This is a genomic window from Sphingomonas adhaesiva (genome assembly GCF_002374855.1).
GTDB lineage: Bacteria > Pseudomonadota > Alphaproteobacteria > Sphingomonadales > Sphingomonadaceae > Sphingomonas > Sphingomonas adhaesiva.
Genome location: NZ_NWVC01000001.1, coordinates 857783 through 879430 on the forward strand (window position 1 = coordinate 857783; position 21648 = coordinate 879430).

General features: G+C 68.2%; 28 protein-coding genes and 1 tRNA gene. 5 read left to right on the forward strand and 24 right to left on the reverse strand.

Going from position 1 to position 21648, the window contains the following annotated elements:
* The 17 genes from nuoH to COA07_RS04155 all read right to left on the reverse strand — a co-directional run bounded on the left by nuoH (position 1) and on the right by COA07_RS04155 (position 14149).
* A complete protein-coding gene (nuoH, locus tag COA07_RS04075) occupies positions 1–1047 on the reverse strand; it encodes an NADH-quinone oxidoreductase subunit NuoH (RefSeq protein ID WP_066486739.1) in 1047 nt (348 codons plus the stop codon).
* Positions 1044–3062, reverse strand: a complete 2019-nt coding sequence (gene nuoG / locus COA07_RS04080; protein WP_066707166.1) for an NADH-quinone oxidoreductase subunit NuoG — start codon at positions 3060–3062, stop codon at positions 1044–1046. Before nuoG ends, nuoH begins: the two co-directional genes overlap by 4 nt.
* Complete coding sequence (gene nuoF, locus COA07_RS04085; RefSeq protein WP_096640463.1) at positions 3062–4366, reverse strand: NADH-quinone oxidoreductase subunit NuoF; 1305 nt, start codon at positions 4364–4366, stop codon at positions 3062–3064. The genes nuoG and nuoF overlap by 1 nt, the downstream gene beginning before the upstream one ends.
* On the reverse strand, positions 4363–5058 hold the full coding sequence (locus COA07_RS04090) for a complex I 24 kDa subunit family protein (RefSeq protein WP_066707172.1): 696 nt from the start codon (positions 5056–5058) through the stop codon (positions 4363–4365). Before COA07_RS04090 ends, nuoF begins: the two co-directional genes overlap by 4 nt.
* Positions 5058–5363 (reverse strand): nuclear transport factor 2 family protein, encoded by a 306-nt coding sequence (locus tag COA07_RS04095; RefSeq protein ID WP_066707208.1) that lies wholly within the window; start codon positions 5361–5363, stop codon positions 5058–5060. Before COA07_RS04095 ends, COA07_RS04090 begins: the two co-directional genes overlap by 1 nt.
* A 41-nt stretch (positions 5364–5404) precedes the next feature.
* The gene (locus COA07_RS04100) at positions 5405–6619 is read right to left on the reverse strand and encodes an NADH-quinone oxidoreductase subunit D (RefSeq protein WP_174525788.1); all 1215 of its coding nucleotides are present in this window, start codon (positions 6617–6619) and stop codon (positions 5405–5407) included.
* Between the two features lie 32 nt (positions 6620–6651).
* Positions 6652–7461, reverse strand: coding sequence for an NADH-quinone oxidoreductase subunit C (locus COA07_RS04105; RefSeq protein ID WP_066707175.1), 810 nt, complete (start codon positions 7459–7461; stop codon positions 6652–6654).
* Complete coding sequence (locus COA07_RS04110) at positions 7458–8003, reverse strand: NuoB/complex I 20 kDa subunit family protein (RefSeq protein WP_066486725.1); 546 nt, start codon at positions 8001–8003, stop codon at positions 7458–7460. Before COA07_RS04110 ends, COA07_RS04105 begins: the two co-directional genes overlap by 4 nt.
* A complete protein-coding gene (locus COA07_RS04115; protein WP_066707179.1) occupies positions 7994–8368 on the reverse strand; it encodes an NADH-quinone oxidoreductase subunit A in 375 nt (124 codons plus the stop codon). The genes COA07_RS04110 and COA07_RS04115 overlap by 10 nt, the downstream gene beginning before the upstream one ends.
* Before the next feature lie 151 nt (positions 8369–8519).
* Positions 8520–9332, reverse strand: coding sequence for an inositol monophosphatase family protein (locus COA07_RS04120; protein WP_066707182.1), 813 nt, complete (start codon positions 9330–9332; stop codon positions 8520–8522).
* A gap of 229 nt (positions 9333–9561) precedes the next feature.
* Positions 9562–10125, reverse strand: coding sequence for an elongation factor P (gene efp, locus COA07_RS04125; RefSeq protein WP_066486720.1), 564 nt, complete (start codon positions 10123–10125; stop codon positions 9562–9564).
* 65 nt (positions 10126–10190) lie between these two features.
* Positions 10191–10781: a M23 family metallopeptidase gene (locus COA07_RS04130; RefSeq protein ID WP_066707185.1), complete on the reverse strand. Its 591-nt coding sequence runs from the start codon at positions 10779–10781 to the stop codon at positions 10191–10193.
* 1 nt (position 10782) lies between these two features.
* Positions 10783–11781, reverse strand: a complete 999-nt coding sequence (locus tag COA07_RS04135; RefSeq protein ID WP_245841990.1) for a L,D-transpeptidase family protein — start codon at positions 11779–11781, stop codon at positions 10783–10785.
* 58 nt (positions 11782–11839) lie between these two features.
* Positions 11840–12529 carry a thiamine phosphate synthase gene (gene thiE / locus COA07_RS04140; RefSeq protein WP_066707188.1) on the reverse strand — a complete coding sequence of 230 codons (690 nt, stop codon included), beginning with the start codon at positions 12527–12529 and terminating at the stop codon, positions 11840–11842.
* Positions 12530–12608: 79 nt separating this feature from the next.
* Positions 12609–13523, reverse strand: coding sequence for a class I fructose-bisphosphate aldolase (locus COA07_RS04145; RefSeq protein WP_066707190.1), 915 nt, complete (start codon positions 13521–13523; stop codon positions 12609–12611).
* Between the two features lie 15 nt (positions 13524–13538).
* Positions 13539–13922: a type II toxin-antitoxin system PemK/MazF family toxin gene (locus tag COA07_RS04150; protein WP_245841991.1), complete on the reverse strand. Its 384-nt coding sequence runs from the start codon at positions 13920–13922 to the stop codon at positions 13539–13541.
* A complete protein-coding gene (locus tag COA07_RS04155; protein WP_066707193.1) occupies positions 13913–14149 on the reverse strand; it encodes a ribbon-helix-helix protein, CopG family in 237 nt (78 codons plus the stop codon). The genes COA07_RS04150 and COA07_RS04155 overlap by 10 nt, the downstream gene beginning before the upstream one ends.
* A 107-nt stretch (positions 14150–14256) precedes the next feature.
* Here COA07_RS04155 and COA07_RS04160 point away from each other — a divergent pair, with 107 nt between their 5' ends.
* Positions 14257–14784 carry a TlpA family protein disulfide reductase gene (locus COA07_RS04160; RefSeq protein ID WP_375182346.1) on the forward strand — a complete coding sequence of 176 codons (528 nt, stop codon included), beginning with the start codon at positions 14257–14259 and terminating at the stop codon, positions 14782–14784.
* A gap of 17 nt (positions 14785–14801) precedes the next feature.
* Here the strand turns inward: COA07_RS04160 and COA07_RS04165 are convergent, their stop codons facing one another.
* From COA07_RS04165 to gap, 3 genes are all read right to left on the reverse strand, one after another.
* Complete coding sequence (locus COA07_RS04165) at positions 14802–15995, reverse strand: phosphoglycerate kinase (protein ID WP_066710063.1); 1194 nt, start codon at positions 15993–15995, stop codon at positions 14802–14804.
* Positions 15992–16450 carry an MOSC domain-containing protein gene (locus tag COA07_RS04170; protein ID WP_066710087.1) on the reverse strand — a complete coding sequence of 153 codons (459 nt, stop codon included), beginning with the start codon at positions 16448–16450 and terminating at the stop codon, positions 15992–15994. Before COA07_RS04170 ends, COA07_RS04165 begins: the two co-directional genes overlap by 4 nt.
* A 97-nt stretch (positions 16451–16547) precedes the next feature.
* Complete coding sequence (gene gap / locus COA07_RS04175) at positions 16548–17549, reverse strand: type I glyceraldehyde-3-phosphate dehydrogenase (protein ID WP_066710069.1); 1002 nt, start codon at positions 17547–17549, stop codon at positions 16548–16550.
* Between the two features lie 147 nt (positions 17550–17696).
* On the opposite strand from gap, the gene COA07_RS18185 reads away from it, so the two are divergent.
* From COA07_RS18185 to COA07_RS04190, 4 genes are all read left to right on the forward strand, one after another.
* On the forward strand, positions 17697–17873 hold the full coding sequence (locus COA07_RS18185; protein ID WP_169803514.1) for a hypothetical protein: 177 nt from the start codon (positions 17697–17699) through the stop codon (positions 17871–17873).
* Positions 17873–18178 carry a cell division protein ZapA gene (locus COA07_RS04180; protein ID WP_066710071.1) on the forward strand — a complete coding sequence of 102 codons (306 nt, stop codon included), beginning with the start codon at positions 17873–17875 and terminating at the stop codon, positions 18176–18178. Before COA07_RS18185 ends, COA07_RS04180 begins: the two co-directional genes overlap by 1 nt.
* 217 nt (positions 18179–18395) lie before the next feature.
* Complete coding sequence (locus tag COA07_RS04185) at positions 18396–18938, forward strand: 5-formyltetrahydrofolate cyclo-ligase (protein ID WP_066710073.1); 543 nt, start codon at positions 18396–18398, stop codon at positions 18936–18938.
* Positions 18935–19141 carry a DUF2842 domain-containing protein gene (locus COA07_RS04190; RefSeq protein WP_066710089.1) on the forward strand — a complete coding sequence of 69 codons (207 nt, stop codon included), beginning with the start codon at positions 18935–18937 and terminating at the stop codon, positions 19139–19141. The genes COA07_RS04185 and COA07_RS04190 overlap by 4 nt, the downstream gene beginning before the upstream one ends.
* Before the next feature lie 6 nt (positions 19142–19147).
* Here COA07_RS04190 and COA07_RS04195 read toward each other — a convergent pair whose 3' ends face one another.
* From COA07_RS04195 to COA07_RS04210, 4 genes are all read right to left on the reverse strand, one after another.
* Positions 19148–19630, reverse strand: coding sequence for a DUF421 domain-containing protein (locus tag COA07_RS04195; RefSeq protein ID WP_066710075.1), 483 nt, complete (start codon positions 19628–19630; stop codon positions 19148–19150).
* Entirely contained in the window at positions 19630–20151 is a 522-nt protein-coding gene (locus tag COA07_RS04200; RefSeq protein ID WP_066710078.1) for a hypothetical protein, read from the reverse strand. The genes COA07_RS04195 and COA07_RS04200 overlap by 1 nt, the downstream gene beginning before the upstream one ends.
* 87 nt (positions 20152–20238) lie before the next feature.
* Positions 20239–20315, reverse strand: a tRNA-Asp gene (locus COA07_RS04205).
* Between the two features lie 53 nt (positions 20316–20368).
* Positions 20369–21595 (reverse strand): AI-2E family transporter, encoded by a 1227-nt coding sequence (locus COA07_RS04210; protein ID WP_083956822.1) that lies wholly within the window; start codon positions 21593–21595, stop codon positions 20369–20371.
* Positions 21596–21648: the final 53 nt, after the last annotated feature.

Genomic DNA, 21648 nt, shown 5'->3' on the forward strand with positions numbered 1-21648 from the left:
TTACACTCCCACGCGCATCAACATGAGGACGCCCGACACCAGGAAGACCCAGAACAGCGACAACGGCAGGAACACCTTCCACCCCAGCCGCATCAGCTGGTCGTAGCGGTAGCGCGGCACCGTCGCCTTGATCCACGAGAATACGAAGAAGAAGAACAGGATCTTGGCGAACAGCCAGATGATCCCCGGCACGACGTACAGCGGCGCCCAGTCGAACGGCGGCAGGTATCCGCCCCAGAACAATGTCGCGTTCAGCGCGCACATCAGCAGCACGTTGGCATATTCGCCCAGCCAGTAGAGCGCGAACGCCATCGACGAATATTCCGTCTGGTAGCCGGCGACCAGTTCGCTCTCCGCCTCGGTCAGGTCGAACGGCGCGCGCTGCGTCTCCGCCAGCGCGGAGATCAGGAACACCACCGCCATCGGGAACAGCAGCGGGTTGAAGCCGAAGCCGTTGACGAAGCCGTACAACCCCTTCTGCGCCTCGACGATCGCGGTCAGGTTGAACGATCCCGCCCACATCACCACCGAGATGATGACGAAGCCGATCGCGACCTCATAGCTGACCATCTGCGCCGCCGCGCGGATCGCGGAGAAGAAGGGATATTTCGAGTTCGACGCCCAACCCGCCAGGATGATGCCGTACACCCCCAGCGACGACGCCGCGAGGACGTAGAGCAGCCCGACGTTGATGTCGGCCAGCACCACCCCGACCTGGAACGGCACAACCGCCCAGACGATCAGCGCGACCGTGAAGGTGATGATCGGTGCCAGCAGGAACAGCGCCTTGTTCGACGCGGCCGGGACGATCGTTTCCTGAAGGAAGACCTTCAGCCCGTCCGCGAACGACTGCAGCAGCCCGAACGGGCCGACGACGTTCGGCCCGCGCCGCAGCGCCATCGCCGCCCAGATCTTGCGATCGGCATAGATGATCATCGCGACCGCCAGCATCAGCGGCAGCGCGATCAGCAGGATGCCGATGATCGTCGCCAGGAACCAGGCGAAGCCATAGGGCAACCCGACGGTGGTGTTGAAGAACGCGGTCACTCCGCTGCCTCCGCGAAGGTCTCACCGTGGAGCAATTCCGCCGAACACCGCTGCATCGTCGGCGATGCGCGGCAGATCGCGTTGGTGAGATAGAAGTCCTTGATCGGATAGCCCTGCATCACGCCCTCGGCCGTCGATGCCAGCGACGGCGCGCTCCACGGGAACGTCACCAGGCCCGGCTCGGCCAGATCGGCGCAGTCGAGCGCCATCGCGGCGCGCAATTCGCCCAGCGTGTCGAACGCCAGCGTCTTGCCCATCCGCTCGCTCAGCGCGCGGAAGATCGTCCAGTCCTCGCGCGCGTCACCCGGCGGGAACACCGCGCGCTCGCCGCGCTGGACCCGGCCTTCCAGATTGACCCAGGTACCCGACTTCTCGGCATAGCTGGCGCCCGGCAGGATCACGTCGGCATGGTGCGCGCCCTTGTCGCCATGGTGGCCGACATAGACCTTGAACCCGCCGAACGCCGCGAAATCGCATTCGTCCGCGCCCAGGAAGAACGTCAGCTTCGCGTCGTGCAGCGCGGAAATCCCGGCCTTCTGCGCATAGCCGAGCATCAGCCCGCCCATCCGGCTGGCGGCCATGTGGACGACGTTGAAGCCGTTCCAGCCCTGTCCCGAGCCTGTCGAGGCGGCGTCCTTCACCAGCCCCAGCGTGTCGACCAGCGCCAGCGCCGCGCCATGCGCGCCCTTCAGCGCGCCGCCGCCGACGATCACCATCGGCCGCTCGGCCTTGCCGAACGCCTCGGTCACCGCGTCGGGAAGCGCGTTGAGCACCGACAGGTCCGCGCCCAGCCACTCGACCTTGTAGGTCAGGTCCGTCTCCGGCCCGACCGCGAAGACCTTCGCGCCCTTCTTGATCGCCTTGCGGATGCGCGTGTTCACCAGCGGCGCTTCCCAGCGCAGGTTGGTGCCCACCAGCAGGATCGCGTCGGCATTCTCGGTGCCCGCGATCGTGGTGTTGAAATTGACCGCCGCCAGGCTGGACGTGTCGTAATCCATGCCCGTCTGCCGCCCTTCGAGCAGCGTCGAGCCGAATTCCTTCAGCAGCGCCTTGGCCGCGAACATCGTCTCGCAATCAACCAGGTCGCCCGCGACCGCCGCGATGCTGCCCCCGTGATCGACCGCCGCGATCGCCGCGAACGCCTCGTCCCAGGTCGTCGCCACCAGCTTGCCGTCGCGGCGCACATAAGGCCGGTCGAGCCGCCGGCGCACCAGCCCGTCGACCGCGTGGCGGGTCTTGTCGCTGGCCCATTCCTCGTTCACGTCGTCGTTGACGCGCGGCACGCAGCGCAGCACCTGCCGCCCGCGGCTGTCGAGGCGGATGTTGGTGCCCACCGCGTCCATGACGTCGATCGACAGCGTCTTCTTCAGCTCCCACGGCCGCGCCTCGAAGGCATAGGGCTTGCTGGTCAGCGCGCCGACCGGACACAGGTCCACAACATTGCCCGACAGCTCGGACGTGACCGCTTCCTCCAGATAGGAGGTGATCTGCATGTTCTCGCCGCGATAGATCGCGCCGATCTCCTCCACGCCGGCGACTTCCTCGGCGAAGCGGATGCAGCGCGTGCACTGGATGCAGCGGGTCATGACCGTCTTGACGATCGGGCCCATGTACTTCTCGGTCACCGCGCGCTTGTTCTCGGCGAAGCGCGAATGTCCGCGGCCATAGGCGACCGACTGGTCCTGCAGGTCGCACTCGCCGCCCTGATCGCAGATCGGGCAATCGAGCGGGTGATTGATGAGCAGGAATTCCATGATGCCCTCGCGGGCGTGCTTCACCATCGGCGTGTTGGTGAAGATTTCCTGATTCTCCGCCGCCGGCAGCGCGCAACTCGCCTGCGGCTTGGGCGGTCCGGGCTTCACCTCGACCAGGCACATGCGGCAATTCCCGGCGATCGACAGCCGCTCGTGATAGCAGAAGCGCGGGATTTCCTTCCCCGCGGCCTCGCACGCCTGAAGCACCGTGGCACCCGCGGGCACCTCGACCTCGATACCGTCGACTTTGACCTTGGGCATTATTCGGCAGCTTCCTGCATGGGGGAAAGGTCTCCCCCCCGTTCCGTGATGCGGCGTTCCAGCTCCGGGCGGAAATGGCGGATCAGTCCCTGGATCGGCCACGCCGCCGCGTCGCCCAGCGCGCAGATCGAATGGCCCTCGACCTGCTTGGTGACCTGCTGGAGCATGTCGATCTCGCTGATGTCGGCATCGCCGGTGCGCAGCCGCTCCATCACGCGCCACATCCAGCCGGTGCCTTCACGGCACGGGGTGCACTGGCCGCAGCTTTCGTGCTTGTAGAAGTACGACAGGCGCGCGATCGCGCGGACGACGTCGGTCGACTTGTCCATGACGATGATCGCCGCGGTGCCCAGGCCGGAACCGACCGCCTTCAGCCCGTCGAAATCCATCGGCGCGTCGATGATGTCCTTCGCCGGCACCAGCGGCACCGACGATCCGCCCGGTATCACCGCCAGCAGATTATCCCACCCGCCGCGGATGCCGCCGCAATGCTTCTCGATCAGCTCGCGGAACGGGATGCTCATCGCTTCCTCGACCACGCAGGGCGTGTTCACGTGCCCGCTGATCTGGAACAGCTTGGTGCCGCGGTTATTCTCCGCGCCGAAGCTGGAGAACCATTCCGCGCCGCGACGCAGGATCGTCGGCGCGACCGCGATCGATTCGACGTTGTTGACCGTCGTCGGGCAGCCGTACAGCCCCGCGCCCGCCGGGAACGGCGGCTTCAGCCGCGGCTGGCCCTTCTTGCCCTCCAGGCTTTCGAGCATCGCGGTCTCTTCACCGCAGATGTACGCGCCCGCGCCGCGGTGGACGAATACGTCGAAGTCATAGCCCGAACCGCAGGCGTTCTTGCCCACCAGCCCCTTGTCATACGCCTCAGCCACCGCCGCGAACAGCGTCTCGGCCTCGCGGATATATTCGCCGCGGATGTAGATATACGCCGCCCGCGCGCGCATCGCGAAGCCCGCGACCAGCGCACCCTCGATCAGCTTGTGCGGATCGTGGCGGATGATCTCGCGGTCCTTGCACGAACCCGGCTCGGATTCGTCGGCGTTGATGACCAGGAAGTTCGGCCGGTCCGGCTTCGGCTCCTTGGGCATGAACGACCATTTCGTGCCGGTCGGGAACCCCGCCCCGCCGCGCCCGCGCAGACCCGACGCCTTGATGACGTCGATGATCTTGTCCTGGCCCAGTTCCAGCAGCGCCTTGGTATTGTCCCAGTCGCCACGCGCCATCGCCGCGTCCAGCCGCCACGACTGATAGCCGTACAGGTTGGTGAAGATGCGATCCTTGTCGAGCAGGCTCATGCGTCCGCTCCCTGCGCGGTGTTGCCCCATTCGCCGCGATAATCGTGGTTTTCGGCCACCATCGCGGTCAGCGACGTGGCGCCGCCCTTCGGCTCGACGGTGTGGCGCCCCGGCTCCTGCGTGCCCGGCTTCGGCGTCTCGCCGCGCTCCAGCGCCTCCAGGATCGCGACCGTGCGGTCGTAGTCGAGATCCTCGTAATTGTCGTCGTTCACCTGCACCATCGGCGCGCTGGCGCAATTGCCCATGCACTCGACCTCGGTCAGCGTGAACAGGCCATCGGGGGTGGTCTTCCCCTTGATCAGCCCCTTGTTCTTGCACGCCGCGAACACGTCGTCGGATCCGCGCAGCATGCACGGCGTCGTCCCGCACACCTGCACGTGATAGCGGCCGACCGGCGCCAGGTTGAACATCGTGTAGAAGGTCGCGACCTCGTACACGCGCATGTACGGCACGCCGATGTAGCGGGCGACATATTCGATCACCGGCACGGGCAGCCACCCCTGCGTCTGCGTCTCCGCACCGACCTGCCGCTGGGCCAGGTCGAGCAGCGGGATCGAACCGGACTGCTCGCGGCCCTTGGGATAGCGGGCGAGGACTTCCTTCGCCTTGCGCTCGTTTTCCTCGGTCCAGGCGAACGCACCCCAGCGCGCGCGCACCTCGGCCTCGTCGGGGATGATGGCGGCATCGGCCATTATCGGATGAACTCCACGCGCGACACCTTGTCGCCCTCGAACGAATAAATGGACATGACCTCGAACGCCTCGCCGCCCGGCGCACGCTCGACCTTCTCGTGCAGCAGGACGGTATCGCCCAGCGCATAGTCCGCGACGATCTCGGCGCGGTTCTGCGGATATTGCGCGAACATAGCCGCCAGCCCCGACCGCACGCCCTCGCGCCCGTCGCGCAGCACCACGCCGCGATAGCCCGCCTCGCACGCATCCTCGGTCATCAGCGCGACATAAGCGTCGGCGTCCTGCGCGTTGTAATGCGCGATCATCTCGCGCGCGATCGCCACGCGATCGGCCTGCGTCGGCGCGCTCACCGGTCGCACTCCCCGAACACGATGTCCATCGCGCCCAGGATGGCGGTGGTATCGGCCAGCATGTGCCCGCGGCTCATGAAGTCCATCGCCTGCAGGTGGCTGAACGCGGTCGGGCGGATCTTGCAGCGATACGGCTTGTTGCTGCCGTCGCTGACCAGATACACGCCGAACTCGCCCTTGGGGCTTTCTGTCGCGACATACACTTCGCCGGCGGGGACGTGATAGCCCTCGGTATACAGCTTGAAGTGATGGATCAGCGCCTCCATCGAGCTCTTCATCTCGGCGCGCTTGGGCGGCACGACCTTGCGATCGAGCGAGGCGATCGGCCCTTCCGGCATCTCGTTCAGGCACTGTCGCATGATGCGTGCCGACTGGCGCACTTCCTCGACGCGCACCATGAACCGGTCGTAGCAGTCGCCGCGCGTCCCCACCGGCACGTCGAAGTCCATCTTCGCATAGACGTCGTACGGCTGCGACTTGCGCAGGTCCCACGGCACGCCCGCGGCGCGAATCATCGGGCCGGAGAAGCCCCAGGCGATCGCATCCTCGCGGCTGACGGTGGCGATGTCGACGTTGCGCTGCTTGAAGATGCGGTTGTCCGCGACCAGGCTGATCGCATCCTCGAACAGGCGCGGCAGGCGCGTGTCCAGCCAGTCGCCGATATCGGTCAGCAGCTTCAGCGGCACGTCCTGGTGGACGCCGCCCGGGCGCAGGTAATTGTGGTGCATCCGCGCGCCCGACGCGCGCTCCAGGAAGCCCATGCAATCCTCACGGATCTCGAACAGCCACAGGTTCGGCGTCATCGCGCCGACGTCCATGACATGCGACCCCAGGTTCAGCATGTGATTGCAGATGCGCGTCAGCTCGGCGAAGAACACGCGCAGGTACTGCGCGCGGACCGGCACCTCCAGGTCGAGCAGCTTCTCGATCGCCAGCACGAAGCTGTGCTCCATGCACAGCGGCGAGCAGTAATCGAGGCGGTCGAAATAGGGGATCGCCTGCGCATAGGTCTTGTATTCGATCAGCTTTTCGGTGCCGCGGTGCAGCAGTCCGACGTGCGGGTCGATCCGCTCGACGATCTCGCCGTCCAGCTCCATCACCAGCCGCAGCACGCCGTGCGCGGCCGGGTGCTGCGGCCCGAAGTTGATCGTGTAGTTCTGGATCGCGACGTCGCCCGCTTCCGGGTGGTCGGCGTCGGTCACGTGCGCGATCTTGTCGATCGCGGGATCGCGTGCAAGGTCGGTCACTTCTCGTTCCCCTCCCCGGCATGAGGGTGCGGCTTGCCCGCGCCGGTGTCGGCGGTGCCCTCCGCATCCTTCTTCGCATAGGGTTCGCTGGGCGCCGGCGGCGCGGCCTTGTCCGATGCCACGGCATCGGCCTTCTGCACCTGCGTCGCCGTCACCGGCGAGGGCGCACCCTTCGCCTCGGGCAGCTTCGCCTTTTCATCGCCCGGCAGCACGTATTCGGCGCCTTCCCACGGGCTCATGAAGTCGAAGGTGCGGAAATCCTGCGCCAGCTTCACCGGCTCGTACACGACGCGCTTCTGCTCTTCCGAATAACGCAGCTCGGTATAGCCGGTCAGCGGGAAGTCCTTGCGGAACGGATGCCCGCGGAAACCGTAGTCGGTCAGGATGCGGCGCAGGTCGCGGTTGCCCGCGAACAGCACCCCGAACATGTCGTACACCTCGCGCTCCAGCCAGCCGGCGACCGGCCACAGCCCGGTGACCGACGGTACCGGCGTGTCCTCGGTCGCGGGGACATGGACGTGCAGGCGGTGATTGCGCGTCAGCGACAGCAGGCAATAGACGACCTCGAACCGCTCCGCGCGATCGGGATAGTCGACGCCGGCGATCTCCATCAGCTGCTGATATTCCAGCCCCGGCGTATCGCGCAGCGCGGTCATCGCGGCGACCAGCCCGTCGCGGGTGACGTGCAGCTGCACCTCGCCCGCCACCTCGACCGCGTCGGTCAGCGCAGCGCCGATCGCGCGGCGCGCGGCCTCGATCGTCGCCTCGTTCAGGCTCGCGGCCCAGGCGGGTGCCGGCGCCCTCACCGTTCGATGCTCCCAGCGCGGCGGATCTTCCGCTGCAGCTGCATCACGCCGTACAGCAGCGCCTCGGCGGTCGGCGGACAGCCGGGGACGTAGATGTCGACCGGCACGATCCGGTCGCACCCGCGCACGACGCTGTAGCTATAGTGGTAATAGCCGCCGCCGTTGGCGCACGATCCCATCGAGATCACGTACTTCGGCTCGGACATCTGGTCGTACACGCGGCGCAGCGCGGGCGCCATCTTGTTGCACAGCGTACCCGCGACGATCATCACGTCCGACTGGCGCGGCGATGCGCGCGGCGCGGCGCCGAACCGCTCCATGTCGTAGCGCGGCATGTTGACGTGGATCATCTCCACGGCGCAGCACGCCAGCCCGAACGTCATCCACCACAGCGATCCGGTGCGCGCCCACTGGAACAGCTCCTCGGTCGACGTGACCAGGAACCCCTTGTCGGTCAGTTCGCCGTTCAGGCCGTCGAAGAACGCCTGGTCGGGGGCGATCACGCCTTGTCCCGACGGCTGGTGGGCCAGTTCTACTCCCATTCCAGCGCTCCCTTCTTCCACGCATACACCAGGCCGAGCGCCAGCTCGGCAATGAAGATCATCATGCTGATCCACGCGGTCCAGCCCAGCGAGAAGACGCTGACCGCCCACGGATACAGGAACGCCGCTTCCAGATCGAAGATGATGAACAGGATCGCGACGAGGTAGAAGCGCACGTCGAACTGCGAGCGGCTGTCCTCGAACGCGGGGAAGCCGCATTCGTACTCGGCCAGCTTCTCCGGCGTCGGCTTCGACGCGCCGGTCAGCTTCGCGACCGCCATCGGCAGGAACACGAACGCCGACGACAGCGCCAGCGCCACCCCCAGGAACAGGAGGATCGGAAGATATTGCGACAGATCGACCACTATAGGCTCTCTCGTGGCTTCTCTCGCAGATGCGAGAAAGGACGGGGACGCTTTAGGACGCCGCCCGTGGAGGGGCAAGGCCGCGAACCGTGAGAATGAATCGCAGGAAGAACGCTCCGGCGCCGCCCCGTCACCCGCCGGGGCCGCGCCGTCAACGCAGTGCCTGCGCCACCATCTTGTGCAGCTTCGAATGCATCGCGTCGTTCGCCGCCAGGAATTCATTGCGCTCGATCGCGCGGTCGCCGCCGCGGAAATCGGTGACGAACCCACCGGCTTCCTTCACCAGCAGCATCCCCGCCGCAACGTCCCAGATCTTCAGGTCGCTTTCCCAGTAACCGTCGAACCGGCCCGCCGCGACCCATGCCAGATCCAGCGCCGCCGCGCCCAGCCGGCGGATGCCCGCCACCTGCGGCGCCACCGCGCCGAAGATGCGCGTCCATTGCGCGAAGTCGCCATGCCCCATGAACGGGATGCCGGTGGCGATCAGCGCCTCCGACGGCTCGCGCCGCGACGATACGCGCAGCCGCTGGTCCTGCAACCACGCGCCGCGGCCCTTCTCGGCCCAGAAGCTTTCGTCGGTCAGCGGCTGATAGACCAGCGCGGTCGTGATCTCGCGCTTGCCGTTGGGCATCGGCTCCTCGACCGCGATCGAAATGCAGAAATGCGGGATGCCGTGGAGGAAGTTCGACGTGCCGTCGAGCGGGTCGATGATGAAGCGCGGCTTGTTGGGGTCGCCCTCCACATTGCCGCGCTCCTCCATCACGAAGCCCCAGTCGGGCCGTGCCTTGGACAGTTCCTCGTACAGCGTCTGCTCGGCGCGCTGGTCGGCCTGGCTGACGAAGTCCGCTGGCCCCTTGCGGCTGACCTGGAGGTGCTGAACCTCGTTGAAATCGCGGCGCAGCCGCGGCGCGGCCTTGCGCGCGGCGCGCTCGATGACGGTGAACAGGCCGGAATGGGATGGCATATCAATTCCTTCTCCCTCTCCCCAGCGGGGAGAGGGTCGGGGAGAGGGGCAGTCGTCGACGGCATACCCGCCCCGCAGACGACATCTACTTCATTCGCTCGTCCGTGGCGGAGCGAGCCTCTATCAACACCCGCCGCGGGCCAAGCCCGCGTCGTCAGTCGCGCTACGGGCGCTGGCCGGGCCGGCGGATCGGACACATAGCGTCGCTATGTGACTCGTCCGCCTCGTCTCAGTCCGCGCGCCGGACGTAGGTCTGTTCGTACACGTCGACGACGATCCGCGTCCCGCTGGCGATATGCGGCGGCACCATCACGCGCACGCCATTGTCGAGCACCGCGGGCTTGTAGCTGGACGAGGCGGTCTGCCCCTTCACCACCGCATCGGCCTCGACGATCGTCGCCTCGATCGTGTCGGGCAACTGCACGCTGATGGCTTCCTCGTCATAGAGTTCCATCACCACGTCCATGCCGTCCTGTAGGAAGGCGGCGGCATCGCCCAGCAGGTCGCGCGGCAACGTAACCTGGTCGTAGGTTTCCTTGTCCATGAACACCAGGCTGTCGCCCTCGGCGAACAGGAACTGGAAATCCTTGGTGTCCAGCCGGACGCGCTCGACCGTCTCGGCGGAACGGAAGCGGACGTTGTTCTTGCGGCCGTCGCGCAGGTTCTTCAGCTCGACCTGCATGTACGCGCCGCCCTTGCCGGGCTGCGTGTGCTGGATCTTGACCGCGCGCCAGATGCCGCCTTCGTATTCGATGATGTTGCCGGGACGGATGTCCACGCCGCTGATCTTCATGGGGCTTCGCCTATGGAAAAGAGCTGGACCGCACGGGGAATCCCCGGCGGCCGGGTGGCGGCGATCTAGCGAAGGCCGCGCGATCCGGCAAGCAGCGGATAGGGGTTCACCTCCTGCCCCTGCCACCAATGCTCGCCCGGCCGCATCCGCTTGACCGAGAAATGCAGGTGCGGCGCGCCGGGATCGGCATTGCCGGTCGCGCCGACCGCCGCGATCGGCTCGCCCGCGCGCACCACCTGCCCCTCCGCCAGATCGCGGCGATATCCCGCCAGGTGCGCATAATAATAGACGGTGCGGCCATCGGCGCTGCGCTGATAGATGGTCAGCCCGCCGTCGCGGCTGTCGAACAGTTTCTCGATCCGCCCCGCCGCCGCCGCGCGCACCGGGGTGCCGACCGGCGCCATGATGTCGATCGCATGATGCGCGCGCGTGCCGCCGCCGCGCTCCTGCCCCCAGCTGTCGGCCAGATGATCGCGCGCGATGCCGGCCACGGGGACGATGAGCCGCGCGTCACCGCTCACCGGCACCGGCGCCGCCGGCTCGCTCGCAACCCGCTCCGGCGCCGTCACCCGCGAACGTCCGAACGACAACAGGCTGGCGAACCCCGCCGCCGCCAGCAGGATCAGCGCCAGGATCGACCAGCCCAGCCGCGTCATGTCACGCCTGGAACAGCACCGGCGTTCCGCCCTTCACCATCAACGCCACCCGCGCGGCGTCCCAGTTGGTCAGCCGGACACAGCCGTTCGACTGCGCGCGGCCGATCTGCTGCGGCTCGCTGGTGCCGTGGATGCCGTAATGCTCCTTGCTGAGGTCGATCCACACCACGCCGACCGGGTTGTTCGGCCCCGGCGGAATGATCTGCGCCTGCTTGCTGTCGGGAACGCCCTTCAGGATCTTCGGATTCATCTTCCAGTCGGGGTTGGGCGAGACGTGCAGCACCTTCCAGTTGCCCAGCGGCAGCGGATCGCGCGACGATCCGATCGTCGCGGTATATTGCGCGACCAGCCGCCCCTCGCCATCCAGCACGCGCAGGATGCCGTCGGACTTGTCGACCACGATCTTCGCCGCCTGCGGCACCTTGGCCTCGACGTTGAGCGAGGCGAGCGTCGCGCGCCATGCCGGCGTCGCGTCCGCCGGATAGGCGCGCGAGGTCGGGAAGGTATTGGGCACCGTGATCTTGGTGCCCGGCGCGATCGTCGTCACCCCCGGGTTCAGCTGCGCCAGCACCTGCGGGGTGGTGTGGAACCGCTCCGCCAGCTTCTCCAGCGGGCGGCGATACGCCATCGACGGCAGCTTGGCCTGCTCCGCGTAATCCTTGGGAATAACCGAGACATAGGGGCCACGCATCGCGTCGCGGTCCAGCGTCACCTCGATCGTCGGGCGCACCCCGGCGTAGGGGCGCAGCGCCGCCAGCGTCGCGGCATCCGGCGTGCCGGTCACGCGCAGCCCGCGGCTTTCCTGAAACCCCTTGATCGCATTGGTGAGCGACTGGCCGCCGCGCCCGTCGATGATGCCGGGGCCGAACCCCAACTTGTCGAGCACGACCTGCATCCGCAGCACCGCCGGGTCGATCGCCGGGCTGGCTGCGGGGGCGGACGTCTGCGCCACCGCCGGTGCGGTGGCCAGGATCAGGGCGGCGGCGGCAATACGCTTCACGGGCACCTCTCGTATTTCGGTGCCGAAACAACGCGGCCGGGCGCGTCCGGGTCCGTGGCTATCCGCGTCGCCCGTCCAGCACCGCGGCGAAGGCCTTGATCGCGGCCGCTTCGTCCCCGCCCCAGATCGCATGGCTAGCGGCGATGAAATCCGCGCCCGCGGCGATCAGCGGCGCGGCATTGTCGGGGGTGATCCCGCCGATCGCGACGCTCGGCAGTTCGAACAGCGCGCTCCACCACGACAGGATCACCGGCTCCGGGCGATGCTGAACCGTCTTCGTGCCGGTGGGATAGAAGGCGCCGAACGCGACATAATCGGCGCCCGCCTCGCCCGCTTCCATCGCCAGGTGGCGGCTGTCGTGGCAGGTGACGCCGATCTGAACCTCCGGCCCCAGCACCACGCGCGCCTCGCGCGCGTCGCCGTCCTCCTGCCCCAGGTGCACCCCGTCCGCGCCCAGTCGCTTGGCCAGGCTGACGCTGTCGTTGACGATGAACGCCACCTCGCGGTCGGCGCAGATCCGCTGGAGCGGCTCGGCCAGCCGCGCGGCGCTATGCTGGTCCACGTCCTTGACGCGGAACTGGAACGCCGCGACCGGCCCGGCATCCAGCGCGCGGGCGAGCCGGTCGGGAAAGCCGCCGCCGACGTCCAGCGGCGAGATCACGTACAGCTGGCACGGCGGGCGCCGGTCGTCGCGCTGGAAGGAAGCCGCGAAATCGGGGTCGAGGGGGCCGAGGGGATCGTCGATCATCCGGCCCGGTTAGCGGGTTTGCCCGGCGGACGGAAGCGGGCGCCCCTCCCCGCTGACGGAGAGCGGGCGCCCGTCCCGCTTATTCCTCGCCCTTGTAGATGGACACCAGCTTGTCGAGCATCGCCAGCGCCTCGCCGCGCTCGCGCTGGAAGGTGTTGCGCCCGATGATCGAGCCGTTGCCGCCGCCGTCGCGGATGTCGCGCGCATCCTGGTATACCGCGTCGGCGCCCTTGGCCGCCCCGCCCGAGAAGACCACGATCCGCCGGCCGGCGAAGCTCGACTGGACGACGTGGCGGACGCGGTCCGACTGCTTCGACCAGTCGGTGCCCTCGTAGCTCTTCTTCGCGTCGCCCTGCTCGATATGCGCGCTCGGCAACTTCACCTTGATGATATGCGCTCCCAGCAGCGCGGCCATGTGCGCGGCATAGGCGCCGACGTCCAGCGCCAACTCACCGTCCTTGCTGAGCTTGCCGCCGCGCGGATAGCTCCAGATGACGGTGGCGAGGCCGGCGGCCGCCGCTTCCTCGCGCAGTTCGCGGATCTGCTCCATCGCCGCGAAGATATCGTCCGACCCCGGATAGATGGTGAAGCCGATCGCCGCACAGCCCAGCCGCAGCGCGTCCTCGACGCTGCCGGTCTGCGCCTGCGCGATCTGCGTCGCCCAGCTGTTCGAACTGTTGACCTTCAGGATCGTCGGGATCTGCCCCGCGAACGTGTCGGCGCCCGCCTCCAGCATCCCCAGCGGCGCGGCATAGGCGGACAGGCCCGCGTCGATCGCCAACTGGTAATGATAGTGCGGGTCATAGGCCGGCGGATTGATCGCGAAGCTGCGCGCCGGGCCGTGTTCGAACCCCTGGTCGACCGGCAGGATGATGAGCTTGCCGGTGCCGCCCAGCTTCCCCTGCATCAGGATCCGCGCCAGATTGGCCTTCACGGCCGGGCTGGTGGCTTCGTATTTGTCCAGAATCGACTTGACGATCGGCGTCATGTTCATTCCCTATCTGTTTGATTACAAAGCTAACCAGCGGCGCAATGCCTGATCCACCTGCTCCATGCGGGTGGCGGAGGCATGGCCGATGACCTTGACGATGCGATGACGGCGGATGCTGGTGATGCGATCGACCTGCACCTCGCACTCCACCGGCAGCCCGGTATGTTCCTGCGGAGAGATGGCGACGCGGAACAGCGCCTCGCCCCCCACCACCGTGGTCAGCGGGCAGACGGTGACGGTCGCATGGGTTTCGTTGAACAGATCGGCCTGCACCACCACGCAGGCGCGCGGCGTACCGTCGATCCCCTCCGGCGCATCGACCATCACGATCGCGCCGTGCTGAATCACCGGCTCGCTTCCGGTCGCCGCCGCGGCGGCGTCCGCCACCTGCGTCACCGCCATGCCGCATCCTCCGATTCGGCACGTTCCCAGAAGGCGTAGTCGACCGCGGTGTCGCGCCGCGATGCCCGCGTCGACTGGCGTCGCGCCTCGCGCCGGAACGCCTCGTCATGCAGTTCGACGTAGCGGCGCACCGCCTCGCGCGCGATATCGCTCTTGCTGCGCCCTTGCGTGCGGGCGACCGCCGCCAGCCGCTCCTCGAGTTCGGTATCGAGCCTGACGCCCAGCACATGCTTCTCCGTTTAACGCGTTTAACGTAGTGACTTGGCCGCAAGGACGCAACCGGCTTTTGACTCGCATCGTCCCATCGTCGCACGTTGCGCGGCGGGGGGACTTCATCGTGACGATTCGCACACGCCTGTTACCGGCCGCCGCGCTGCTCTCGGCGACCATCGCGCTCGGGCCGGCGACCGCACGCCCACCATCGGTCGGCCAGGTCGCGCCGGCCTTCACGCTCACCACGATCGACGGCGCGAAGATCACGTCCGATCAGCTGCGCGGGCAGGTGGTGATCTTGAACTATTGGGCGACCTGGTGCGGACCGTGCCGGCAGGAACTGCCGCTGCTCGATGCCTATTACGCGCTGCAACAGCGCCACGGCCTGCGCGTATTCGCCGCGATGACGGAGGATTCGCTTCCAATATCGAGGATGAAGCCGCTGTTCGCCGCGCTGCACATCACGCCCGTCCGCCGGATGACCGGTGCGTATCGCGATATCACCGCGCTGCCGACCAACTACGTCATCGATCGCGCCGGGCGCATCCGCTACGCCGCAGCCGGCGCGTTCACGCTCGACGATCTCAACCGCGTGATCGTCCCGCTGCTGAAGGAGCCGGCGCCCGCGCCCGCCGCGCCGGCGGCATAGCGCGGGCGGCCGGCGCCTCAGTCGCGCAGCAGCGCCGCCACGCCGGGCAGCTCGCGCCCTTCCATCCACTCCAGGAACGCGCCGCCCGCGGTCGAGACGAAGGTGAACGATTCGCCCGCGCCCGCGTGGTTCAGCGCCGCGACCGTGTCGCCGCCGCCCGCCACCGACACCAGGCTGCCTTCCTTGGTCAGCGCCGCCGCGGTCCGCGCCAGCGCCACCGTGGCGGCGTCGAACGGCGCGGTCTCGAACGCGCCCAGCGGGCCGTTCCACACCAGCGTCCGGCATGTCTTCAGCACGTCGCCCAGCGCCTCGACCGCGGCGGGGCCGACGTCCAGGATCATCTCGTCCGCCGCCACTTCATGCACGTTGACGGTGCGCGTCGGCGGGTTCGCCCTGAATTCCTTGGCGACCACCACGTCATACGGCAGGTGCACGGTGCACCCGGCCTTGTCGGCGGCGTCCAGGATCTCCTCGGCGGTGCCGGTCAGGTCATGCTCGCACAGGCTCTTGCCCACGTCGACGCCGCGCGCCGCCAGGAAGGTGTTGGCCATACCGCCGCCGATGATGAGGTGATCGACCTTCGCCACCAGGTGCTTGAGCACGTCCAGCTTGGTCGACACCTTCGCCCCGCCGACGACCGCCGCGACCGGATGCTCGGGCGTGCCCAGCGCCTTTTCCAGCGCATCCAGTTCCGCTTCCATCGCGCGCCCGGCGAACGCGGGCAGCGCATGCGCCAGCCCCTCGGTCGAGGCGTGCGCGCGGTGCGCCGCGGAAAACGCGTCGTTGACGTACAGCTCGCCCAGCGCGGCGAACCGCGCGACCACCGCCGGATCGTTCTTCTCCTCGCCGCCGAAGAAGCGCGTGTTCTCCAGGACGCCGATATCGCCCGGCTGCATCGTCGCCACCGCGTCGGCGGCGCCTTCCCAGTCGACGTAGCGGACCGGACGGCCCAGCACCGCCTCATACGGCGTGACGATCTGCGCCAGCGACGTCTCCGCGGACGGCACGCCCTTGGGGCGGCCAAAATGCGCCAGCACCAGCACGATCGCGCCCTTGTCGGCCAGTTCGGCGACCGTCGCGACGGTGGCGCGCAGCCGCGTGTCGTCGGTGACGCGGCCATCGGCCAGCGGCACGTTCAGATCCTCGCGCACCAGCACGCGGCGGCCGTGGACTTCACCGATATCATCCAGCGTTCGGAACGACTTGGTCATGATTCCTCGATCCTGATTGCATCGTCGAGCGCGATCCATCCGCCCTCGACCACCATCGCACAAGCGCCGCCGCGCCAGTCGGGCGTCAACGCCGCGCGCAGGCCATCGGCCAATGCCTCCATCCGCTCGCACGGATCGCATTCGCGCGTGATCTCCAGCACCACGTCGGCACCGATCCGCAGCCGCACGCCCGGCACCCTGGGCAGGTCGATCCCGTCGACCAGCAGGTTGGCGCGCCGTTCCTGCCAGCCGATGCGATGCCCCACCGCGGCCATCGCCCCGTCCCAGTCGCCGCGCTCGATCAGCGTGACCTGCCGCTTGTACGGCTTGCCGCGCATCGCGCCGCGGAAATCGCCGTGGATCCCGCCGTCGCGCGTCACCTCGACCCGCTCGACCAGCTCCATCGGCGCGCGCGACCGGGCATGGCGCGCGATGCCCAGCAAGCGGCCGGTCATCGCGCGCCCCGCCATGACGTCATGCCAGCGAAAGCTGGCATCTCCCGGTTACGGAAAGACCCCAGCTTCCACTGGGGTGACGTCTCCGGGGCGCTCATCACCCCAGCTTCGCCATCGCCGTCGCGGTGTCGACCATGCGGTTGGAGAAGCCCCATTCGTTGTCGTACCAGCTGACGACGCGCACCAGCTTGCCGTCCAGCACCGCGGTTTCCAGGCTGTCGACCGTCGAGGAGAACGGCGTGTGGACGATGTCGATCGACACCAGCGGCTCGTCCGAATATTCCAGCACGCCCTTCATCGGGCCTTCCGCCGCGGCCTTCAGCAGTGCGTTCACCTCGTCGCGGGTGGTGTCGCGCTTCGGAGTGAAGGTCAGGTCGACCAGGCTGCCGTCCGGGGTCGGCACGCGCACCGCCGAACCGTCCAGCTTGCCCTTCAGCTCGGGCAGCACCTCGCCCACCGCGCGCGCCGCGCCGGTGGTGGTGGGGATCATGCTCATCGCCGCGGCACGCGCGCGGCGCAGGTCGGGATGGATCTGGTCCAGGATCTTCTGGTCGTTGGTATAGGCGTGGATGGTGGTCATCAGCCCGCGTTCGATGCCGATCGCGTCGTTCAGCACCTTGGCCACCGGCGCCAGGCAGTTGGTGGTGCACGATGCGTTCGACACGATCGTGTGCCCGGCCTCCAGCTTGTCGTGGTTCACGCCGTAGACGATGGTCAGGTCGACGCCCTTGGCCGGGGCGGAGATCAGCACCTTCTTGGCACCCGCGTCGATGTGCTTCTGCGCGCTGGCGCGGTCGGTGAAGAAGCCGGTGCATTCCAGCACCAGGTCGACGCCCAGTTCCTTGTGCGGCAGGTTCGCGGGATCGCGCTCGGCGGTGACGCGGATGCGCTTGCCGTCGATCACCATGTCCTGCCCGTCGGCCTCGACGGTGCCGGCATACTTGCCGTGCACGCTGTCGCGGCTGAACAGCCAGGCGTTCGACTTGGTATCGGCCAGGTCGTTGATCGCCACCAGTTCCAGCTCGCTGCCGCGCTCCAGCAATGCGCGCGCCACCAGCCGGCCGATACGTCCGAAGCCGTTGATCGCTACCTTCGTCATGATGCCTCCCTCGCCCGATATTCGGTGAACGGCGGGTCTTTGCGCAGGCGCGGGCGCGTCCGTCAACCGCCGCGGCGCGTCGTCCCGTCCGGTAACGGGGCGCGATCGGGCTTGTCGGGGCTGGCACGCGATCCTATCGCAAGCGCCATGGACAATCCCGCGATCTCCCGGCTCGAAGCCGCCATCGACCGTATCGAACGGGTGGTGGACGAACGCCGCACCGCCGCCGCCGTGATGGAACGCCGCCACGCATTGCTGCGGCAACGGATGGGCGAGGCGGTGGCCGCGCTGGACGAGATCATCGCGGGCGAAGGGAACGACTGATGGCGATCGTCACCCTCAGGATCGGCGACACGACCCACGACGTCGGCTGCCGCGACGGCGGCGAGGACCGGCTGCGCCAGGCTGCCGCGATCATCGAGGAACATTGGGCCGACGCGCGCCGCGCATCGGGCGCGGGTGGCGCGAACCGCGCATTGCTGCTCGCCGCACTGATGGTCGCGGACCAGCTGATCGACGAACGGCAGAAGCCGCCGCCCGAAACGCCGGAGGCCGCCGCGCTCGACCGGCTGACCCGCCGGCTCGAATCGCTTGCCGACGCCCTTGAGAATAAGACGCCGAGCGCCTAGATCACCGCGTGGCGGGTTCTGCCCGGTACGAGCCTGAAATTATCCCTGAGGCTATTCATCATCCATGGGGGTTGTCCCTGCCCGGGTCCTGGCCCGACGCACATGATCCCCACCTGACGTACTGGGCGTCAGTGGATACTTTGGCCAACGGCCATGGCGGTCCCGCCACCCCGCCCCTTCCCGCTTGCGCACCCCCGTCCTTCGCACAGGAGCCGCGATGACCGACAAGCGCCCGTTGCGCACCGCGATCCGCGCCGCGCGCGACGCCTTCGCCGCCGCCCCGCACCTGCCGATCGGCGTCGATCCGGCGTTCGAGGCGCTGCTGGCCCCGGGCCTGGTCGTCGCCAGCTACATCCCGATCGGCAGCGAGGCGGATCCGGCCCCGCTGGAGCGCGCGGCGACCGCGCTGGGATGCCGGCTGGCCTTGCCGCATGTCGTCGACCGCGCGACTCCGCTGCGCTTCCTGCGCTGGGATCCTGAGGTGGTGCTGGGCAGCGGCCCGTTCGGGCTGAGCCAGCCCGCCGCCGATGCCGAGCCGCTCGCCCCCGATATCGTGCTGACCCCGCTGGTCGCGTTCGACCGCGCGCGCAACCGGCTGGGCCAGGGCGCGGGCCATTACGACCGCGCCTTCGCCGCCTGGCCCGATGCGCGCCGGATCGGCGTCGCGTGGAGCGTGCAGGAAGTCGCGGCCATCCCCGCCGATTCGTGGGATGTGCCGCTCCACGCCATCGCCACCGAACGCGAATGGATCGCCGCATGACGCCGTCCTGGCGCAAGCCGGCGGGGATGCTCGCGATCCTGGCGCTGATCGTCGTGTGGTGCGTCGCGATCGCGTCGCTGTCGGCGGTCGTCGGCGGCTGGCCGTGGCCGGTGCAGGCGGTCTTCTACCTCGTCACCGGGATCGTGTGGATCGCGCCGCTCAAACCGCTGCTACGCTGGATGGAAACCGGGCGCTGGCGGTAGCGCGCGTCAGCCCGCGGGGGTATCGTCGTCCTGCTGGCGCGCCTCCCCGCCGTCGCGGCGGATGAAGCTGATCTTCCCCTGCGGCTCCAGGATCGCCCAGTCGACATCGGTCATCCGCGCGATCCCCGCCAGCCGCATCTCCGATTCGACCTCCGCGCGCGTCATGCGGTCGCGGTGCAACTGGTGTTCCAGCAGCTCGCCGTGCCGCACGATGACGCGCGGCGCCCCCTCCAGCGCGGTCTTCAGCCGCGGAAAGCGATACGCCAGCCACCCCAGCACCAGCCCCCAGAAGGAAAAGGTGACGATCGCCAGCGTCGCGCCGGTCAGGCTGAAGTCGTTGTGCGTCACCCCCTGCTGGATCAAGTCGCCCATCACCACCAGCACGACGACCTCGAACGGCGTCATCTGCCCCAGCTCGCGCTTGCCCAGCAGCCGGACCAGCCCGAACAGGATGAAGAACATCGCGGTGGCGCGCAGCACGATATCCATCAGGGCAGCACCCGCATCGTCACCGGTACGCGCGCCAGCTCCCGCTCGCCGTCCAGCAGCGTCACGTCGCCGCGCGTGCCGATCGTCAGCGGCGGGTTGATCTGCCCGTCGATTTTCACCTCCAGCCGCTCACCGGCGGCCAGCGGCCCGTAATGAAGGTGCCAGCGCCCGTCGCGAAACGCCTCCGTCTCGGCGGCGGGCAGCTGGGTGTTGATCGTCATGTCGCGCCACAGCGCGGGCGGTACCGCCACCACCGCATCGGCGATCGGGCGCCGCGCCGCCACGGTGACGATCGTTTCGAAGAACAGCCCGCTGCGCAGCGTGCGCGGCGTCTTGACGGTCAGGACGGCGTCCGGGGCGTCCGCCCGCATCGCCGGCGACCGCGCGCCCCCCAGCATCCCCGTTAGCGCGAGCATCAGCACGCCCCCCAGCAGCAGCATCGCTACCGGCGTGGCATAGGCCGCGCGCCGGCGACGAACGGTGTGATCGGCCTGCAATCCATCGGGATACCCGCGCGCCATCCGGATCCAGCTCCTGCAGTGCAGGAAGCATAACGATCGGTAATGGCGGGGGTTTCCACGCAATACGCTGCGGACAACCGCAGGGGATGGCGCGAGTGACGGGGCTCGAACCCGCGACCTCCGGCGTGACAGGCCGGCGCTCTAACCAACTGAGCTACACCCGCTTGGAGAAGCGTGAGGCGCGCCAACTAGGCGGCGCGCCGGGGGCTGTCAACGCTTATTCGTCGTCTTTTTCACGAACACGCCATCCGCTGCGTCCCTCGCCCGATTTCTGGCGCGTCAGCGTGCCGTGTTCGAACAGGAACCCGGCGATGTCGGGGCGCCCCGCGGCGGACAGGATGGTCTGCACGATGATAAGGATCGGCACCGCCAGCAGCGCGCCCACCGTGCCCCACACCCATCCCCAGAAGCTGATCGAGATGAGGATCATCACCGGGTTGATGGTCAGCCTGTGCCCGACGATCAGCGGCGTCACCACGTTCGCCTCGATCAGGTGCGCGCCATACATGATCGCCGGCGCCGCCAGCGCGGTCCATACGTCGGAAAAGGTCATCAGCCCGCCCACCGCCAGCAACAGCGCCGCGACGACCGGCCCGAAATAGGGGATGTAGTTCAGCAGTGCGACGATCCCGCCCCACATCAGCGGGAACGGCATTCCCAGCAGGTGGAGCGCGCCCGCGACGATCGCGCCCAGGGCGACGTTGATCGCGGTGATCGTCCCCAGATAGCTCGACACGTCGTCGACCATTTCCTGCAGCACGCGCGCGGTCGCCATCGCGCCGCCGAAGCTGGCGCGCCCGGTGATCATCCGCTCGCGCAGGCGCGTCCAGCCCGACAGGAAGAAGAAGCTGACCAGGATCGCGTAGAACACCTGCACGATCACCGCCGGCGCCGATGTCGCCGCCAGCTCCACGATCGAACTGGGCGGCGCCACCGCGGCGGTCGGCGACGGGCGCACGGGCGTGCTGGCGATCTGCCGCAGCGTGCGGTTGGCGTAGCGTTCCAGGCTGGAATACAGGTCCAGCAGCGGCGCCAGATTGTTCTGGATGCGGTTGATCCGCGTCGGCAGCAATCGGAAGAATTCCGTCGCCGGCACGACGATTGCGGCCAGCGCGATATTGGCGATGATCAGGAACAGCACCACGCACAGCAGCGCCGCCACCGCCGACGGCAGCCGCCGCCGCTCCAGCCATTCCAGCAGCGGGATCAGCGCCAGCGACACGACCAGCGCCACCGCGGTCGGCATGAAGAATTCCGCACCCTCCTTCAACGCGAAGGGCAGCCCGACCATCAGGCCAAGCCCGGCGGTCAGCGTCAGCGCCGCGAGCAACCGGTCGCGGCGCAGCGCGATCACCGGATCGCTATCGGGCGACGCGGGATAGCCCAGCGTGTCGGTGGGCGGGACGGCGGCGGCGGCCGGGGCGGGAGGCGTGGGATCGGACATGATGCGACCTAACGACATTGGAGGAGGCGCAACAAGCGTCGCGAGGGGACAGG

What these genes read in the sequence shown, in the direction of transcription:
- nuoG (WP_066707166.1), bottom strand. Translation starts at nt 3,062, where the DNA reads ATGCCCAAGGTCAAAGTCGACGGTATCGAGGTCGAGGTGCCCGCGGGT.
- nuoF (WP_096640463.1), bottom strand. Translation starts at nt 4,366, where the DNA reads ATGAGCCTGCTCGACAAGGATCGCATCTTCACCAACCTGTACGGCTAT.
- COA07_RS04090 (WP_066707172.1), bottom strand. Translation starts at nt 5,058, where the DNA reads ATGGCCGATGCCGCCATCATCCCCGACGAGGCCGAGGTGCGCGCGCGC.
- COA07_RS04095 (WP_066707208.1), bottom strand. Translation starts at nt 5,363, where the DNA reads ATGATCGCGCATTACAACGCGCAGGACGCCGACGCTTATGTCGCGCTG.
- COA07_RS04110 (WP_066486725.1), bottom strand. Translation starts at nt 8,003, where the DNA reads ATGGGAGTAGAACTGGCCCACCAGCCGTCGGGACAAGGCGTGATCGCC.
- COA07_RS04120 (WP_066707182.1), bottom strand. Translation starts at nt 9,332, where the DNA reads ATGCCATCCCATTCCGGCCTGTTCACCGTCATCGAGCGCGCCGCGCGC.
- efp (WP_066486720.1), bottom strand. Translation starts at nt 10,125, where the DNA reads ATGAAGATCAGCGGCGTGGACATCCGTCCCGGCAACATCATCGAATAC.
- COA07_RS04130 (WP_066707185.1), bottom strand. Translation starts at nt 10,781, where the DNA reads ATGACGCGGCTGGGCTGGTCGATCCTGGCGCTGATCCTGCTGGCGGCG.
- thiE (WP_066707188.1), bottom strand. Translation starts at nt 12,529, where the DNA reads ATGATCGACGATCCCCTCGGCCCCCTCGACCCCGATTTCGCGGCTTCC.
- COA07_RS04145 (WP_066707190.1), bottom strand. Translation starts at nt 13,523, where the DNA reads ATGAACATGACGCCGATCGTCAAGTCGATTCTGGACAAATACGAAGCC.
- COA07_RS04150 (WP_245841991.1), bottom strand. Translation starts at nt 13,922, where the DNA reads ATGGCGGTGACGCAGGTGGCGGACGCCGCCGCGGCGGCGACCGGAAGC.
- COA07_RS04165 (WP_066710063.1), bottom strand. Translation starts at nt 15,995, where the DNA reads ATGACCAAGTCGTTCCGAACGCTGGATGATATCGGTGAAGTCCACGGC.
- COA07_RS04170 (WP_066710087.1), bottom strand. Translation starts at nt 16,450, where the DNA reads ATGACCGGCCGCTTGCTGGGCATCGCGCGCCATGCCCGGTCGCGCGCG.
- gap (WP_066710069.1), bottom strand. Translation starts at nt 17,549, where the DNA reads ATGACGAAGGTAGCGATCAACGGCTTCGGACGTATCGGCCGGCTGGTG.
- COA07_RS18185 (WP_169803514.1), top strand. Translation starts at nt 17,697, where the DNA reads ATGGACAATCCCGCGATCTCCCGGCTCGAAGCCGCCATCGACCGTATC.
- COA07_RS04180 (WP_066710071.1), top strand. Translation starts at nt 17,873, where the DNA reads ATGGCGATCGTCACCCTCAGGATCGGCGACACGACCCACGACGTCGGC.
- COA07_RS04185 (WP_066710073.1), top strand. Translation starts at nt 18,396, where the DNA reads ATGACCGACAAGCGCCCGTTGCGCACCGCGATCCGCGCCGCGCGCGAC.
- COA07_RS04190 (WP_066710089.1), top strand. Translation starts at nt 18,935, where the DNA reads ATGACGCCGTCCTGGCGCAAGCCGGCGGGGATGCTCGCGATCCTGGCG.
- COA07_RS04195 (WP_066710075.1), bottom strand. Translation starts at nt 19,630, where the DNA reads ATGGATATCGTGCTGCGCGCCACCGCGATGTTCTTCATCCTGTTCGGG.
- COA07_RS04200 (WP_066710078.1), bottom strand. Translation starts at nt 20,151, where the DNA reads ATGGCGCGCGGGTATCCCGATGGATTGCAGGCCGATCACACCGTTCGT.
- COA07_RS04210 (WP_083956822.1), bottom strand. Translation starts at nt 21,595, where the DNA reads ATGTCCGATCCCACGCCTCCCGCCCCGGCCGCCGCCGCCGTCCCGCCC.